Origin of the sequence: Ochrobactrum sp. RH2CCR150 (genome assembly GCA_014138095.1) — a bacterium.
Lineage (GTDB): Bacteria > Pseudomonadota > Alphaproteobacteria > Rhizobiales > Rhizobiaceae > Brucella > Brucella gambitense.
Genome location: JACGXE010000006.1, coordinates 127,254 through 143,505 on the forward strand (window position 1 = coordinate 127,254; position 16,252 = coordinate 143,505).

Below are 16,252 nucleotides of genomic sequence, written 5' to 3' on the forward strand. Positions count from 1 at the left end.
CGATGCTCGGCGCTAAGCGGCCTTGCACGTGACTTTCAATAGACTTCCGGCACATACATTTCGGACGGAGTCTGGTGACGCACATAATCGTCATGACGCACGCGTTCCGGCAGATGAATGGCAGATTTCGGCACATCCTCATACGGTATCTGCGTCAGAAGATGCGCAATGCAGTTGAGGCGCGCCTTCTTCTTGTCGACAGCCTCGACAACCCACCAGGGCGCTTCCTCAATATGGGTGCGATGCAGCATCTCTTCCTTGGCCTTGGTGTAGTCTTCCCAATGCACGCGGCTTTCGAGATCCATCGGAGAAAGCTTCCACTGCTTCAGCGGATCGTGGATACGCATGTTGAAGCGGAATTCCTGCTCCTCATCGGTGATCGAGAACCAGTATTTGATAAGAATGATCCCGGAGCGCACGAGCATGCGTTCGAACTCGGGAACGGAGCGGAAAAACTCTTCCAATTCGTCCTTGGTGCAAAAGCCCATCACCCGCTCGACCCCCGCGCGATTATACCAGGAGCGGTCGAACAGAACCATTTCGCCAGCGGTCGGCAGATGCGGCACATAACGCTGGAAATACCACTGATTGCGCTCGCGTTCGGTCGGTGCAGGCAGTGCGACAACGCGGCAGACGCGTGGATTGAGGCGCTGGGTCACGCGCTTGATCGCGCCGCCCTTGCCGGCGGAATCGCGGCCTTCGAACAGCACGACAACCTTGAGCTTCTTGTGCTGCACCCAGTCCTGAAGCTTGACCAGCTCATGCTGGAGGCGAAACAGTTCGCGGAAATACAGGCGGCGTTCCAGCGTCTGTTCGGCAGGGCCGGACATGCCCTCAGCGACCATCGCGTCCAGACGCTCTTCCTCGATCTGCATTTCCAGCTCTTCATCAAAACTGTCGGCGATTTCCGCCTTGATACGGTCCAGATGGCTGTTCTCGAACATGTTCACACCATAAGCTGAAGATTATCTCCGAAACCTTAGCGGCTCCGCGCAATTGCACGAATATTAGAAGTCCGTCGTGACGGTTTCGTGACGTAATTTCGTCAGTCGCACCCCTTCTTGCTTTCCCCCAAGACTTTCTATCGGCCCCCGCATCACATGCCGACCGTCATCAAACTGAAATATCTATCAGCCATGGCAGGATATGTGTTTCGGTGAGGACAGAACCCAGATGAAGAATACATACGATCTTTTGGTTGTCGGCGCGGGCATTGTCGGCCTTTCCACCGCGCTTGCCGCAGCCCGCAAAGGCAAGAAGGTCGTCGTCGTCGAGCGCAACGCCAAGGCCGTAGGCGCATCGATCCGCAATTTCGGCTTCGTCACCATATCCGGCCAGAAGGCAGGCGATCACTGGGCACGGGCGCGCCGCGCCCGCGATATCTGGGCCGAAATCGCCGACGATGCGGGTATTGAGATCATCCATCGCGGACTGGTCATGCCTGCTTACCGCGAGGAAGCGGAAACCGTGCTGGATGCTTTTCTGAAAACGCCGATGGGTGAAGGCTGCCGCAGGCTGACATCTGGCGAAGCGCTGGAACATGTCCCGTCGATCCGAGCTGATGGAATGCGCAGTGCGCTCTTCAGCCCTCATGAACTGCGTGTCGAATCGCGTGACGCTATCCCGAAAATTGCCGCGTGGCTGGAACGCCGCCACGGTGCCACCTTCCACTGGAACACCGCCGTCAATGCCATTGAAGGCAACAAAATTACCACCAGTCGTGGCGTTATCGAAGCGGAAGCCACGGTCGTGTGCCCCGGCGACGACTTTTCGACTTTGTTTCCGGAACGCATCGCCGCCTATGATCTGCGCATCTGCACGTTGCAGATGCTGCGCGTCATGCCAGCCCAAGCAGCGCGTTTCGATGCCGCCGTCATGTCTGACTTGAGCTTTGGCCGCTATGAAGGCTTTGCCGATCTGCCGGAAGCCAAGGCGCTCTGCGACCGGCTTGATGCCGAACTTGGCGAAATGCGCCGCGGTGGCATTCATTTGATCGCCGTGCAATCCGCCGATGGTTCGCTGGTGGTGGGCAACAGTCATGTCTATGGCAATGCCCCCGAACCCTTTGCGCAGGAGCGCTTCGACACGCTGATCATGGAAGCCTTCGACCAGATATTCGATCTGCCGGGCCGCGAGGTCATCGGGCGCTGGTGCGGAACCTATGCCTCGGCCAGCGACCGCGTGGCCATGATCGATGAACCCGCCGACAATATCCGCCTCGTCATGGTTACAGGCGGAACCGGCGCTTCGACAGGGTTCGCGCTCGGTGAGCAGGTCGTCAATTCACTCTACGCATAACAACGGAGCAGTTATGGGACATCTCAAAGCAGTCGTGTTCGATTGGGCGGGCACGGTCATCGACTTCGGTTCCTTCGCGCCAATGGGTGTGTTCGTCGAAGCATTCGCACAATTCGGCATTGAGGTTTCGATTGCCGAGGCGCGTGAACCCATGGGCCGCCCGAAATGGGATCACATTGAAGCGATGCTGGCGCAGCCGCGTATCCATGCCGCATGGGAAGCGCACCACGGCCACGCACCGACGCAGGCCAACATTCAGGCGGTCTATGATGTGTTCGTTCCGCTGAACGAAAAGGTCGTCGATCAATATGCCGATCTGGTGCCGGGTGCTGCGGAAACGGCCCGCGCGTTGCGGGAACGCGGCCTCCAGATCGGCTCCACGACCGGCTACACCCGCTCGATCATGGAGCGCGTCCTGCCGCTTGCCAAGGCGCAAGGGTATGAGACCGACAATCTGGTCTGCGCCGGAGATTTGCCGCACGGTCGCCCGACCCCGATGAACATGTATCAATGCTTTCTCGATCTCGATGTCTGGCCAGCGCATGCTGTGGTCAAGGTTGATGATACCGGCGTCGGGATAGACGAAGGACGGGAAGCCGGATGCTGGACAGTGGGCGTATCGCTGAGCGGCAACGAAGCGGGCGTCACGCCGGACGAACTGGACCAGATGAGCGAGGCCGACAAAAATGCGCTTCGCGAAAAGGCATCTGCCGTTCTCGCCCGGCACCAGCCCGACTACATCATCGATACGGTTGCCGATCTCCTTCCGGTTATCGAGGCAATTGAACAGCGGCTCGTCAATGGGGAGCGCCCCCTTGCCCATAGCCCTGCCTGAGCGAAGCGCGTCACCGAACTAATTTGACGCAAACGTAAAAAAATATGCTTTCGTTGAAACCCGTTTGATTGCATTCTCCCGGTGATGCGAACCACCGGGATCGTTCAATGATTGCAAAACCTTCCTTCCGTTTCCTCCGCTCCGGACGAAGCGTCATATTCGGAGCCACGGCTGCTTTTGCATTCAGCATGTCGGTAATGACATTTGTCGTTCCCGGCCATGCCGATTCCCGCAATGTGGTTGCGGTCTCGGTGATGAAAGTCGCGGCAAGCGATTATCAGCCTAAATTGACGCTGTCCGGGGCGATAGAAGCCCGTTCGCTGGTCAACACATCGTTCCGGCTTGGCGGACAGGTTGTGGAGCGCAAAACGGAGATTGGCCAGCATGTCGACAAGGGCGAGCTGATCGCCCGCATCGACGATGCCGAACAGCAGGCCAATCTGAGGGTCGCTCAGGCATCGAAGGATGCGGCGCAAGCGCAACTCGTTCAGGCGGATGCCAATTTCAAACGCCAGAAGGCGCTGCTGGCTCAAGGTTTCACAACCCGCAGCACCTATGATCAGGCAAACCAGACCCTGCAAACCGCGCAAAGCACGCTGGCAAGCGCCGAAAGCCAGCTGAGCGACGCACGCGATCAGCTGTCCTACACCGAGCTGCGCGCGCCGGTTTCAGGTGTTGTCACGGCGCGCAACATCGAGGCGGGTCAGGTGATACAGGCCGCGCAGACGGCATTTTCCATTGCAGAAGACGGCCCCCGCGATGCCGTCTTCGACGTACAGGAAACGCTGGTCAACCACGCCAAGAATGGCATGGGCGTGACGATCGCGCTCCTGTCGGACGCCTCAGTGGTTGCCGAAGGCCAAATCCGTGAAATCTCCCCTGTCGTCGACGCACAGACCGGCACTGTCAGGGTCAAGGTCGGCATCGCTCACACCCCACCGCAGATGGCGCTGGGCGCGACCGTAACCGGCACCGTGCATATGGAGAACCGTCAGGTCATCGTCCTGCCATGGAGCGCCATGACCTCCGACGCCGGGCGCGCCGCGGTGTGGCGTGTGGCTGGCGATACGAATGTTGCAACGCTGGTGCCGATCACCGTGCTTTCCTATGAAAAGGAACGGGTGATCGTTGATAGCGGCCTGAACGACGGTGAACTGATCGTCACGAAGGGCGCACAGATGCTGCGCTCGGGCGAGCCGACCGAAATCATGCAGACGCAGGAAGGGGCGGTTGCGCAATGACGCCAGAAATCCGAAAGCCCGTTGCCCTGCCCTTCATGCGCGTTGCCGTCCTGATGGCCACCATAGCGCTTGCAGCTTGCGGGAAGAGCGATGAAAGTGACGCCAAGGCCGAACCCGTCCGCCCGGTTCTCTACATGGTTGTTGAACCAAGGCCCGCCACACAGGCCGGTTTTGCCGGTACGATCGAGCCGCGCTATTCGACCGACCTCGCCTTCCGGGTGCTCGGGCGCATCATCAGCCGCCCTGTACAGGTGGGCGATCTGGTGCAGAAGGGTGAAACCGTCGCAACACTCGATCCATCGACGCTCGATCTGGCGATCCAGTCCGCAAAGGCCGATCTCGCAAGCGCCGAGGCGCAATTTGCCAATGCCTCGGCCAGTGAGGAACGGCAGCGTATTTTGCTGCAAGGCAACAATGTTTCCCAAGCCGATTATGATGCCGCCAGACAGGCGCGCGACAGCGCCAGCGCCAATCTGGAAAAGGCCCGCGCCGGACTGAAAAAAGCGCAGGACCAGCGCAGCTATGCCGTGTTGCGCCCCGACTATGACGGGGTGATTTCGGCAACCAATGCCGAGGTTGGGCAAGTGGTCTCTGCCGGTCAGGCCGTGATGACAGTGGCGCGCCCGGACATTCGCGAAGCCGTGGTCGATATTCCCGACAGCATGACCCAGTATTTTACGCCCGACGCTGCCTTCAATGTGCAACTTCAGGCTGACCCATCGGTGACCGGTGCCGGCACCGTGCGGGAAGTTGCGCCACAGGCGGACGCGCAGACGCGCAGTCGCCGGGTGAGAATTGCGCTCGATAACCCTCCTGACGGTTTCCGTCTTGGCGCGACCATTCGAGCCGCTCTGGCAACCCCGGAGAAAAGTCTGGTGCGGCTGCCGATCCAGTCCTTGCGCGAGGATAGTGGCAAGACAAGCATCTGGATTATCGATCCCGACAAGCAGACCGTCTCGCTGCACGATGTTCAGGTCATCGAACGGCAGGGCAGCAACTTCGTCGCCGGTGGCGTCGATGTCGGAAGCTATGTGGCGATTGCTGGCGTACATGAGTTGAAAGAAGGACAGAAAGTCCGTCTGGACCAGAAAGGAACTGGCCTGTGAAAAAGGGATTCAATCTGTCCGACTGGGCTTTGAACCACAGATCGCTGGTCTGGTATTTCATGCTCGTGTTTCTGGTCGCTGGTTTCGTGTCCTATATCGATCTCGGTCGCGAGGAAGACCCGGAGTTTACTGTCAAGACGATGGTGGTGCAGGCCAACTGGCCGGGCGCTTCTGTTGAAGAGACGCTCAATCAGGTGACTGACCGCATCGAGAAGAAGCTAGAAGAACTCGATACGCTGGACTACACGCGCAGCGTCACCACTGCGGGCCAGTCGGTCGTCTTCGTCTTCCTCAAGGACACGGTGCGCAAACGACAGGTCACCGACGCCTGGAACGAAGTCCGCCATATGCTGGACGACATCAAGCCGGACCTGCCGAGCGGCGTCTACGGGCCTTATTACAATGACAAATTCGGCGATGTTTTCGGCAATATCTTCGCCTTTACCGCCGACGGTCTGTCGATGCGACAGCTGCGCGACTATGCCGAAGATGTGCGCGCCAAGATTTTGACGCTGCCCAATGCCGGCAAGGTCGAGCTGATCGGCGCGCAGGACGAAGCGATCTATCTCGAATTCTCGACGCGGCAGGTGGCGGCGCTCGGTCTCGATCAGCAAGCCGTGCTTCAGGCCTTGCAGGACCAAAACGCGATCACGCCATCGGGCGTCGTTCAGGCCGGGCCGGAACGGATCAGTGTCCGCGTCAGCGGCCAGTTCAATTCCGAAGCCGATCTGCGTGCAGTCAATCTGCGTGTCAATGACCGGTTCTTCCGTCTTTCCGATGTCGCCACCATCACGCGCGGCTATGTCGATCCGCCGACATCCATCTTCCGCGTCAATGGCGCGGATTCCATCGGGCTTGGCATCGGCATGAAGCCGAACGGCAATCTGCTCGAATTTGGTGCAGCACTCGACAAGATGATGCAGCAGGTGACGGCGGAACTCCCCGTCGGCGTCAAGGTGTTCAAGGTGGCCGACCAGCCGCATGTCGTGAAGGAAGCCGTTTCCGGCTTCACCAGCGCACTGTTCGAAGCCGTGGTCATCGTGCTTGCGGTCAGCTTTGTAAGCCTTGGCTTGCGCGCCGGTTTCGTGGTGTCGCTATCGATCCCGCTCGTGCTTGCGATCACCTTCCTGTCGATGTCGCTTCTGGATATTTCGCTCCAGCGTGTGTCGCTCGGCGCGCTCATTATCGCACTCGGCCTTCTGGTCGACGACGCCATGATTGCCGTCGAAATGATGGTGGCGCGACTGGAATTCGGCGATCCGATCAACAAGGCTGCAACTTACGTCTATTCGCATACGGCATTTCCGATGCTGACGGGCACGCTTGTGACCATTGCGGGCTTCATTCCAATCGGCCTCAATTCCAGTCAGGCTGGCGAATATACGTTCACGCTCTTCGTGGTGATCGCGGTCTCATTGGTGGTTTCATGGATTGTCGCGGTGCTGTTTGCGCCACTGCTCGGCGTCACCTTCCTGCCCAAGAAAATGAAACCCCATGCAGAAAAGCGCAGTCGTTTCTTTGAGGCCTTTTCCAAGGCGCTGTTGATGGCGATGCGCTATCGCTGGGTGACCATCGTCACCACGATCCTCCTGTTTGCGCTTTCAGTTTTCGGGATGCGCTTCATCGAACAGCAGTTCTTCCCGCAATCGGATCGCCCCGAACTCGTTCTCGACTGGACCTTACCGCAAAACAGTTCCATCGCCGAAACCCGGGCGCAGATGGAGCGTTTCGAACAAACGATGCTGAAGGATAATCCCGACATTGAGCATTGGAGCACATATGTCGGGCAAAGCGCGATCCGCTTCATCCTCTCCTTCGACGTGCAGCCTAATAATCCTTATTTCGGCCAGATGGTCGTCGTCGCCAAAGATGTCGAAGCGCGTGATCGTCTGAAGGCGAAGTTCGATGAGGTCTTCCGCAAGGATTATGTCGGCACCGATGTCTATGTGAAATTTCTGGAACTTGGACCGCCGGTCGGACGCCCCGTGCAATACCGCATTTCCGGTCCCGATATTCAGAAACTGCGCGGCATAGCGCAGGATTTTGCCGGTATTCTCAGTGCCGACCAACGGCTGGGCGTGGTGAATTATAACTGGAACGAGCCCGGCCGCGTTATCCGTGTCGATGTCATGCAGGACAAGGCGCGCAAGCTTGGCATTTCGTCCAAGGATATTGCAACAACGCTCAACGGCGTCGTCGGCGGCATTACGATTACGCAGGTGCGGGATTCGATCTATCTGATCGACGTCATCGTGCGCGCGCAAAAGCATGAACGCGATTCCATCGACACTTTGCAGAGCCTGCAAATTGCGACGGGCAACGGCACCTCGGTGCCGCTCGCATCTATCGCCAATTTCCGTTACGAGCTTGAGCAACCCGTCATCTACCGGCGGTCGCGCATCCCGACCATCACGGTGGCGGCAGGCATCATCGACAAGACGATGCCAGATACGATCGTGAAGGATCTGGGGCCTGCCATCAAGGCTTTCGCCGACAAACTACCGGCTGGCTACTATATCCAGACCGCAGGCACGGTTGAGGAAAGCGGCAAGAGCCAGGGACCGATTGCAGCCGTTGTTCCGCTGATGTTGTTCGTGATGGCGACTGTGCTGATGCTGCAATTGCAGAGTTTCCAGCGTCTGTTCCTCGTCGTGGCGGTTGCGCCACTTGGATTGATCGGCGTGGTCGCAGCACTTCTGCCGAGCGGCAAGCCGCTTGGCTTCGTTGCTATTCTGGGTGTGTTGGCGCTAATCGGCATCCTGATCCGAAACTCGGTCATCCTGATCGTGCAGATCGAGGAACACATCACCGAAGGCATGAAGCCATGGGATGCGGTGATGATCGCCAGCCAGCATCGTATGCGCCCCATCGCGCTGACGGCGGCAGCGGCAAGCCTTGCGCTTATCCCCATCGCGCGTGAAGTGTTCTGGGGGCCGATGGCCTATGCCATGATGGGCGGCATCATCGCCGGCACGGCGATCACCCTCCTGTTTCTGCCAGCGCTTTACGTGGCCTGGTTCCGGATCAAGGAACCGGATGCGGAAGAGACCCCCGCACCGCAGCATTGATCTGTCAACAAAATCAGTCTGGAGCGGGCTTCGCTCCAGACTAGGATAGCCCATCACAAAAATTTTATACCCGGGTCTTGAACGGGACAAAAACATACACATTTGAAGAAGGCAGCGCCGGGCCCCTCTGGTCATGGTTTTCCGCTATGGCGATGTCGGGGCTGCTCCACTTGTTCAAATGGAGATGGTCCGGCGATGGATTCGCTTATTGCAGCCCTTTCGGGCGATTTTCTCGGCACACCTGTATATTTCTGGGCGGCATTCATCACGATCGTCGTGGGTTTGCTGGTTTTCGATCTTGGTATTCTGCATCGTGACGAACATGAAATCGGAGCCAAGGAAAGCCTGCTCCTCTATGGTTTCTATGTTCTGATCGCGCTGGCCTTCGGCGGCTGGGTCTGGTGGGAACGCGGCTCGCAGGCGGGTCTGGAATTCTACACCGGCTATCTGATCGAGCAGAGCCTTGCGATGGACAATATGTTCGTCATCGCAACCATCTTCGGCTTTCTCGCCATCCCCCGCCTTTACCAGCACCGCGTGCTTTTCTGGGGTATTCTGGGCGTCATCGCCTTCCGCGCGGTTCTCATCGGACTGGGCGCAGCACTGGTGCATGAGTTCAACTGGATCCTGTTCCTGTTCGGCGCCTTCCTCGTCTTCACCGGCTTCAAGATGTTCCGCCATCAGGATGAGACACCCGATATCGAGCAGAATGCGGTCTTCAAATTCCTGCGCAAGCGCTTCAATATTACGAGCGAAGTGCATGGCCGCAATTTCACCGTCAAGAAGCCGCATCCGAAAACCGGCAAGATGGTCACGTGGCTGACGCCGCTTGCCGTCGCCCTGATCATGGTTGAAACCGTCGATCTGATCTTTGCCGTCGACTCTGTGCCCGCCGTCTTTGCCGTCACGCAGGATACGTTTATTGTCTACACCTCGAACATCTTCGCCGTTCTCGGTCTGCGTGCGCTCTACTTCGCACTCGCCGCCGCGATGAACCGCTTCCGTTATCTTCAGGTATCGCTGGCGATCATTCTGGTGCTGATCGGTATCAAGATTTTCCTCGTGCCGCTGGGCGTCCACATCAACACGTTGCTGTCGCTGGTGGTAACGCTCGGTATTCTCGCAAGCGGTGTTCTCTACTCGCTGTACAAGACCCGTAACGAGCCGGATATGAGCGTCGAAGAGCTGGCCGCGCAACAGCATAAGGAAGGCTGATCGAAAGCTCTCTTTCCTCAAGACAAAGCCCCCGGACTTCTCCAAGTCCGGGGGCTTTCCATTTCGGGCAGAAGATCAGGCTGCGATATAGTTTTTCAGGAAGGCGCGTGTCCGGTCCTGCTGCGGGTTGCGCAGTACGTCTGCGGGCGCGCCTTCTTCAACCACAACGCCGCCATCCATGAAGACGATCCTGTCGGCAACCTCACCGGCAAAGCGCATTTCATGCGTCACGATCAGCATCGTCATATGCTCGGCCGCGAGCTGCTTCATGACCGCATTCACTTCATCGACCAGTTCCGGATCGAGCGCCGAGGTCGCCTCGTCGAACAGCATCACCTTCGGCTGCATGGCCAAGGCGCGGGCAATGGCGACCCGCTGCTTCTGGCCGCCGGACAGGCGCGACGGATAGGTATCGACCTTGCTGGCGAGACCCACCTTGTTGAGCAGTTCCAGCGCGAGTTCACGGGCTGCGGATTTCGACAAGCCCTTCAGCTTTGTCGGTCCCAGCGTGATGTTTTCGAGCACAGTGAGATGCGGGAACAGATTGAAGTGCTGAAACACCATGCCCATCTGCTGACGCACGGAGTTGATGTGTTTTTCAAAAGCCTGCCCGCTGAGCGGCTGGTTGACCTGCAGCCCATCCAGCCAGACCTCGCCACCATTCAGCGTCTCCAGATGATTGATGGAGCGCAGCAATGTGCTCTTGCCCGAACCGCTCGGGCCGATGATCGCAATGATCTGGCCGCGCGATACCGAAAGATCGATCCCTTTCAGAACCTCCAGCGCACCATAGGCTTTGCGGGCGCCCTTAACTTCAACCATAGGCTTCAAGGCGCTCATCGCGTAACCTCCACTTTTCTTTCGATATGTCGCAGGCCCGCTTCCATGATGAGATTGACCACGTAATAGAGCGCGGCTGCAGTCAGATAGAACTCAAAAGGACTATAGGTTTCACTGATGGCGATCTGTGCGCTGTGAACCAGTTCGGCAATGCCGATGATCGACACGAGCGACGTATCCTTCAGCAGCACGATCATGTTGTTGCCGATGGGCGGGATGGTGTTGCGAATGGCCTGCGGGATGATGATATAGCGCAGCGCCTGTCCGCGGCTGAGCCCGATGGATCGCGCACCTTCCATCTGGCCGGGATCGACCGAAACGATACCCGCCCGGAACACATCCGCATTATAGACAGCGAAATGCAGGCTGAGGCCAAGAATGCCGGCAAACAAGGCCGGAATATCAATGCCGATCTGCACCAGACCGTAATAGATGAGATAGAGCTGCAAAAGCAGTGGCGTGCCCATGAAGAGCCACATGAAGAAGCGGACCGGATAGGCGAGCAGGGCCGGTGCGTAAAGCACGACCAGCGCAAATGCAATGCCGAGGATAAAGCTCAGCGCACTAGAAGCGACCGCAAGAATGAAAGTCCACCACAATCCGGTCAGAAGCAGATCGGTATAGGGAGCGACGATACTGAAATCGAGAGCTGGCATAGCGTCCTCCCTCAGCGTGCAGCGAAGCGCTTGTCGAGCAGATCGACAATCGACGCCACCACATAGACGATGACCATGTAAATGACCGCAGCAACCGCGAAAATCTCGAACGGCTTGTAGGTAGAGCTGATGAAACGTTGCGCCGTATAGGTAAGTTCAACCACGGAAATGGTCGACACCAGCGCCGAACCCTTGACCAGAGCAACGGCATTCACACCGAGCGGGCGGATCATCAGGCGCGCGGCCTGCGGCAGAATGATGAGGCGCAGGGTCTGTCCGCGTCCAAAGCCGATCGAACGGGCCGCTTCGTCCTGCCCCCGGTCAACACTCGCAATCGCACCGCGAATGGACTCGGCCATGTAAGCGCCGATATTGAGCCCCAGACCGATCACACCCGCCGCATAGGGCTCCAGTTCCAGACCGATCTGCGGGCCGCCGAAGTAGAGGACGAAAAGCTGCACGAGGCAGGGGGTTCCCCGAAAGATGCTGACATAAGCGCCGGATAGAAAACGCAGAATAGTACTGTTTGAAAGGCGTCCGGCGACCAGAATGCCCGCAATGACGAATCCCAACACGAGAGCAAGCACGGAAATCTGCACAGTTACCCATGCCGCCTCCAGAAAAAACGGGAGGACGTGCCGCATTAACGCAAGATCCATAGAATTACTCCGGAAGATCGCATGTGCCGGCCCGGACAAACCGGGCCGGATTGAAAGCTGGCTTAGCGAATATCGCTACCGATCCATTGCATCGAGATTTTCTCGTAGCCGCCATCGGCGAGCATATCGTCAAGCGCCTTCTGCATAGCTGCCTTGAGTTCCGGATTGTTCTTGCGAATGGCAATGCCGAGCGCCTCACGACCGCCTTCAATATTCGGCGTATCGAGAATGCGTACCTTCTGGCCGGTTTCCTTGACGGCGATCTTCACCGGAATGCTATCCATGATAAGCGCGTCGATGCGGCCTGCATCGAGATCGATCAGCATTTCCGGCAGGCCCTTATAGGTACGTACATTGAGGTCGCCCTGCGCCTTGGCCCACTTCTCATGGGCATCGCCCATGGTCACGCCAACGGTCTTGCCGTTGAGGTCTTCAAGTTTCTGGATGGGGGCGTCTTCCTTGACCACAACCGTGCGGCCCGCATGGTAGTAGGGTCCCACAAAGTCGACGGCCTTTTCGCGCTCTGGCGTGATGGTCATGGAGGCGACAACAGCGTCATATTTCTTCGCCAGAAGACCTGCAATGATACCGTCAAACGGCGTGGTCACGAGTTTGACCTTCACACCCAGACGATTGGCGATTTCCGTTCCGATGGAGGCATCGAAGCCGACCACCTGGTTATCAGCATTCGTGAAGCTGAATGGAGGATAGGCGCCGCTCATGGCAACGCGTAACTCACCGCTTTCCTTCAGCTTTTCCAGCTCGTCAGCATGCGCAGGCATGGCTGAAAAAGCGGCTGCAATCGCAACGGCGCCCGCCGCAAACAGGGTCTTGAGTTTCATATTCATGGCTTTGTGTTTTCCTCTGGAATGGTCTTATTGTTAGGCTTATGGTTTGCCATCAACCTTCATCGGCAGAGCTTCGCACAGGCGTTGTTTTCAAGCATCCTGCAATATGACTGCGGACCCGACACATTGCCGGAATTGACCGGCATATTGTCGGCGGAAGAGATGCTTTTTCCGACAAAACGCCATTACTACGTGCCGAAGTTTTGTCCTGCCCCTCACCGACAGAACAAGCGTCACACTTTGAACCCCCAGCGCGAAAAAGGCCGCACTCCCATCCGATGATCCGAATGGGAATGCGACCTCAATAATCAGCCCTGATGTCGAAGGCTTACTTCAATGCAGCCTCAAAGCTGTCGGCGAGAACGCTGAGCAGATGATCCGCATTTGCGCGGTTGAACACCATGGACGGGCGCATCTTCAACACGTTGTCGTGCGGACCCTCGGTCCCCATCAGGATACCGCGTTCGCGCGCGCCGTCGTTGATCTTGCGAGCCAGTGCCGTTGCGGGAGCCTTGGTCTTGCGATCCGTGACAAGTTCGATGCCAAGGAATAGTCCCTGACCGCGAACATCGCCGATAATATCGAAGCGCTGCTGCATCTTGCGGAAACCGTCGATGAGATAGTTGCCGACATTCAGCGCATTCTCGCGCAGCTTGTCGCGTTCGATCACATCAATGACTGCAAGACCAGCGGCACAGGACACCGGATTGCCGCCAAAGGTGTTGAAATATTCCATACCGTTATTGAAGCTGTCTGCGACTTCGCGAGTGGTCACAACAGCGGACATGGGGTGGCCATTGCCAATCGGCTTGCCCATGGTGACGATATCCGGCACCACGTCCTGCATTTCAAACGCCCACCAATGGCTGCCGACGCGGCCGAAACCGACCTGTACTTCGTCGGCAACGCACAGTCCGCCTTCCGCGCGAACCATGGCGTAAACTTGCCTGAGGTAACCTTCCGGCAGGAACACCTGACCGGCCACACTTGGAATGGACTCCGCAAAGAAGAAAGCCGGCGCACGACCCTGCTTGCGCATGGTGTCGATCTGTTCCGCAATACTCTCAGCAAAGCGCTTGCCATGCTCTTCCAGCGGCCAGTCTTCCGGCGCGTGATAGCTGTCAGGAATGACTGCCTCATAGACGTGATCCGGTCGTCCTTTGCCGCCCTTCCGCTTGTATTTGTAGGGGCTGAGATCGATCAGTTCCTGCGTGGTGCCATGATAGGCCCAGTCGAGAACGATGGCTTCCTTGCGTCCCGTATGATTGCGCGCCATGCGCAGCATCAGGCTGTTCGCTTCGCTGCCGGAGCAGGCAAAGGACGCGACAGTCAGCCCTTCCGGCAAGGTTGCCGTCAACCGTTCGGCATAGGCGACGATATTGTCGTGCAGATAGCGCGTATTGGTATTGAGCAGCGCCGCCTGACGGGCGATGGCTTCCACCACTTCCGGATGGGCATGGCCCAGATGGCAGACATTGTTGAAGCAATCGAGATAGGCGCGACCATAATTGTCGATCAGCCACGTACCATCGCCGCGCACGAACTTGATCGGTTCCGAATAGGAAATCGACAGGTTCGGCAGCAAGATTTCCTTGCGCTTCGCGATGATCTCGGCACGGGTGCGTCCATCCTGATGGAAAGTTTCCGGCGGAATGCCGGCCAGCGCCGCCACATCCGGGAAGACATCGGCCCATACGTCGAGATAGGCGGCTTCGCCAACGCCCAGAATTTCGGTTGCCGTCAGATTGATATCCGTCGTCATTTCGAAATGCAGATGCGGGGTCCATCCGCCATTCTCGTGAATGTCGCCCATATGGCCGACGAGGTCGCCAGCCTGCAACTTCTGACCCGGCTTGAGACGACCGAGCGCCTCATGTGCCATGTGTCCCCACAGGGTCACGAAAGGCGGGCAGCCTTCCGGGCGATGCTCAAGCTTGACCAGCCCGCCATAGCCGAGCGGTTCGCGTTCGATTTCAACGCTGACGACTGTTGCGGCCAACGGCGTGTAAAGCGGCGTCCCGGCAGGCATGAACAGATCAACGCCCAGATGATGGATGCGGCGCTGCCCTTCGATGAAGCGCGATTCAAACGCTGTGTCGGTATAGACGGTGCGCTTTTCGCCCCAAGGTCCGATACCAAGCTGGACGTTGTTCTCGGCGCAGAAACTATCCCACCATTCCGTCGCTTCCTTCGCGCGCTGTTCAGCGGAAGCAACCGTCATGAAATGCGTTGCATCGCCATAAGGCACCAGAGCCTTGGTCATGGTTGCCGGAGCCGGATGCACGATCGGCGCGAATGTTTTGCTGTTATCGGCAATCCATTTGCGGACAGCACCCGCGCCCTCAATGGCGTCGAAGCCGCAGGCCTTGCGCAGAATAGCGGTGGCAAAGCGCGGGTTCATCGCGTCCATCTTTTCAAGAAGACGCCAGGCCGGTGCCTCGCTGATCGCGAGATATGGATTGTCATCCGTCTTGTCGTGGCGCGAAGCCGAGAAAGTGACGCTGGTGACGAGACGCATGGCGATGAGATCGAACAGCAAGTCGATTTCTTCGGCCTTGAGCGGGTATTTTTCATGGAAACCGGCGGCCAGCGCTGCCGCCGCGCCGATTGGGTCTTCCATGTCGAGGATGGAATAGGCGCAGGCAATGGCAACTTCAGCAATCAGAACGGTGTGCACCGCATCGCCAAAATCGATCAGTCCTGCAATCTGTTCATGGTCGCTCTTGCTGACGAGCACATTCCAGTCATTGGCGTCATTATGGATGACTTGCGCACGCAAACGGGACAATTTCGGCGCAACATGGTTTTCAAAACGTACGATGAAGCGCTCAAGCAGCGCACGCCTGTCGGCATCGCCGACGAAATGCAGGCGCATCCGCGCCCGCCCGGCGTGGCGCAAATCCCAATCGAGTTCGCGCACGGCGCCCGGATGGATGAAGCCCTGCAATGCATGATCCAGTTCGCCAAGCGCGCGACCCAGATTGCGCATCAGTTCGAATGTGCGTTTGACTTCGGCAAGCGGAACGCCCGGAAGCCAGCCCACCAGTCGCATGGCATGGCGCTCGCCGCCGCTAGCAACAGCCGAAGCAAGCACATCGCCCGAAAGGCTTGGTTTCAGATGCGGAACGGCAAGTTTCGCATCCGCATTGGCAAGATGGTGCAGAAGTGCGGTCTGGAACTCACTTTCAACCTGCGGCTCGCTGGCATTGACGATCTTCAAAATCCAGTCGGCATCCGTTCCGGTCTCCAGACGAAAATTGCGATCTCGTTCGCTGTCGAGCGGCGATGCCGTCGCTGTGACGCCAAAGACTTCAATGGCTAGTTTCTCGGCATCGGCTGCGGAAAACTGCGGGTTCGGATGGGAGAGATCGGTCATAGACGGTGCGTTTCCAGTTTACATTTCTTATCAGAAGCTTGGCACGCAATGCGTTTTCGGGCATCAAGTATCCTGTCGGAAGAACCGGCACTTTGTCGGAATAGACCGGC

At 57.9% G+C, this 16,252-nt stretch carries 12 protein-coding genes; 6 read left to right on the forward strand and 6 right to left on the reverse strand.

From position 1 onward, the window contains the following. Positions 1 to 35: 35 nt before the first annotated feature. Positions 36 to 944: a polyphosphate kinase 2 gene (gene ppk2, locus FHW03_RS14635; RefSeq protein WP_078338237.1), complete on the reverse strand. Its 909-nt coding sequence runs from the start codon at positions 942 to 944 to the stop codon at positions 36 to 38. A 229-nt stretch (positions 945 to 1,173) separates the two neighbouring features. Here ppk2 and FHW03_RS14640 point away from each other — a divergent pair, with 229 nt between their 5' ends. The 6 genes from FHW03_RS14640 (at position 1,174) to FHW03_RS14665 (ending at position 9,763) form a co-directional block, all read left to right on the forward strand. Beyond that, positions 1,174 to 2,298 carry a TIGR03364 family FAD-dependent oxidoreductase gene (locus tag FHW03_RS14640; RefSeq protein WP_182521289.1) on the forward strand — a complete coding sequence of 375 codons (1,125 nt, stop codon included), beginning with the start codon at positions 1,174 to 1,176 and terminating at the stop codon, positions 2,296 to 2,298. Positions 2,299 to 2,311: 13 nt separating this feature from the next. Beyond that, positions 2,312 to 3,133, forward strand: a complete 822-nt coding sequence (phnX, locus tag FHW03_RS14645) for a phosphonoacetaldehyde hydrolase (protein ID WP_182521290.1) — start codon at positions 2,312 to 2,314, stop codon at positions 3,131 to 3,133. Positions 3,134 to 3,240: 107 nt separating this feature from the next. Continuing rightward, a complete protein-coding gene (locus FHW03_RS14650) occupies positions 3,241 to 4,374 on the forward strand; it encodes an efflux RND transporter periplasmic adaptor subunit (protein ID WP_182521291.1) in 1,134 nt (377 codons plus the stop codon). 35 nt (positions 4,375 to 4,409) lie between these two features. Then, on the forward strand, positions 4,410 to 5,480 hold the full coding sequence (locus FHW03_RS14655) for an efflux RND transporter periplasmic adaptor subunit (protein WP_182521402.1): 1,071 nt from the start codon (positions 4,410 to 4,412) through the stop codon (positions 5,478 to 5,480). Beyond that, entirely contained in the window at positions 5,477 to 8,548 is a 3,072-nt protein-coding gene (locus tag FHW03_RS14660) for an efflux RND transporter permease subunit (RefSeq protein ID WP_182521292.1), read from the forward strand. Before FHW03_RS14655 ends, FHW03_RS14660 begins: the two co-directional genes overlap by 4 nt. A gap of 195 nt (positions 8,549 to 8,743) precedes the next feature. After that, positions 8,744 to 9,763: a TerC family protein gene (locus tag FHW03_RS14665; protein ID WP_182521293.1), complete on the forward strand. Its 1,020-nt coding sequence runs from the start codon at positions 8,744 to 8,746 to the stop codon at positions 9,761 to 9,763. 75 nt (positions 9,764 to 9,838) lie between these two features. Here the strand turns inward: FHW03_RS14665 and FHW03_RS14670 are convergent, their stop codons facing one another. From FHW03_RS14670 to FHW03_RS14690, 5 genes are all read right to left on the reverse strand, one after another. Next, the gene (locus FHW03_RS14670) at positions 9,839 to 10,603 is read right to left on the reverse strand and encodes an amino acid ABC transporter ATP-binding protein (RefSeq protein WP_280993414.1); all 765 of its coding nucleotides are present in this window, start codon (positions 10,601 to 10,603) and stop codon (positions 9,839 to 9,841) included. Next, positions 10,600 to 11,259, reverse strand: a complete 660-nt coding sequence (locus tag FHW03_RS14675; protein ID WP_182521294.1) for an amino acid ABC transporter permease — start codon at positions 11,257 to 11,259, stop codon at positions 10,600 to 10,602. The genes FHW03_RS14670 and FHW03_RS14675 overlap by 4 nt, the downstream gene beginning before the upstream one ends. 11 nt (positions 11,260 to 11,270) lie before the next feature. Further along, the gene (locus tag FHW03_RS14680; protein WP_182521295.1) at positions 11,271 to 11,918 is read right to left on the reverse strand and encodes an amino acid ABC transporter permease; all 648 of its coding nucleotides are present in this window, start codon (positions 11,916 to 11,918) and stop codon (positions 11,271 to 11,273) included. Positions 11,919 to 11,980: 62 nt separating this feature from the next. Beyond that, positions 11,981 to 12,766: an ABC transporter substrate-binding protein gene (locus FHW03_RS14685; protein WP_182521296.1), complete on the reverse strand. Its 786-nt coding sequence runs from the start codon at positions 12,764 to 12,766 to the stop codon at positions 11,981 to 11,983. A gap of 328 nt (positions 12,767 to 13,094) precedes the next feature. After that, complete coding sequence (locus FHW03_RS14690) at positions 13,095 to 16,142, reverse strand: aminotransferase class III-fold pyridoxal phosphate-dependent enzyme (RefSeq protein WP_182521297.1); 3,048 nt, start codon at positions 16,140 to 16,142, stop codon at positions 13,095 to 13,097. Positions 16,143 to 16,252: the final 110 nt, after the last annotated feature.

What these genes read in the sequence shown, in the direction of transcription:
- FHW03_RS14670 (WP_280993414.1), bottom strand. Translation starts at nt 10,603, where the DNA reads ATGAGCGCCTTGAAGCCTATGGTTGAAGTTAAGGGCGCCCGCAAAGCC.
- FHW03_RS14640 (WP_182521289.1), top strand. Translation starts at nt 1,174, where the DNA reads ATGAAGAATACATACGATCTTTTGGTTGTCGGCGCGGGCATTGTCGGC.
- ppk2 (WP_078338237.1), bottom strand. Translation starts at nt 944, where the DNA reads ATGTTCGAGAACAGCCATCTGGACCGTATCAAGGCGGAAATCGCCGAC.
- FHW03_RS14690 (WP_182521297.1), bottom strand. Translation starts at nt 16,142, where the DNA reads ATGACCGATCTCTCCCATCCGAACCCGCAGTTTTCCGCAGCCGATGCC.
- FHW03_RS14675 (WP_182521294.1), bottom strand. Translation starts at nt 11,259, where the DNA reads ATGCCAGCTCTCGATTTCAGTATCGTCGCTCCCTATACCGATCTGCTT.
- FHW03_RS14650 (WP_182521291.1), top strand. Translation starts at nt 3,241, where the DNA reads ATGATTGCAAAACCTTCCTTCCGTTTCCTCCGCTCCGGACGAAGCGTC.
- FHW03_RS14685 (WP_182521296.1), bottom strand. Translation starts at nt 12,766, where the DNA reads ATGAATATGAAACTCAAGACCCTGTTTGCGGCGGGCGCCGTTGCGATT.
- FHW03_RS14680 (WP_182521295.1), bottom strand. Translation starts at nt 11,918, where the DNA reads ATGGATCTTGCGTTAATGCGGCACGTCCTCCCGTTTTTTCTGGAGGCG.
- phnX (WP_182521290.1), top strand. Translation starts at nt 2,312, where the DNA reads ATGGGACATCTCAAAGCAGTCGTGTTCGATTGGGCGGGCACGGTCATC.
- FHW03_RS14665 (WP_182521293.1), top strand. Translation starts at nt 8,744, where the DNA reads ATGGATTCGCTTATTGCAGCCCTTTCGGGCGATTTTCTCGGCACACCT.
- FHW03_RS14655 (WP_182521402.1), top strand. Translation starts at nt 4,410, where the DNA reads ATGCGCGTTGCCGTCCTGATGGCCACCATAGCGCTTGCAGCTTGCGGG.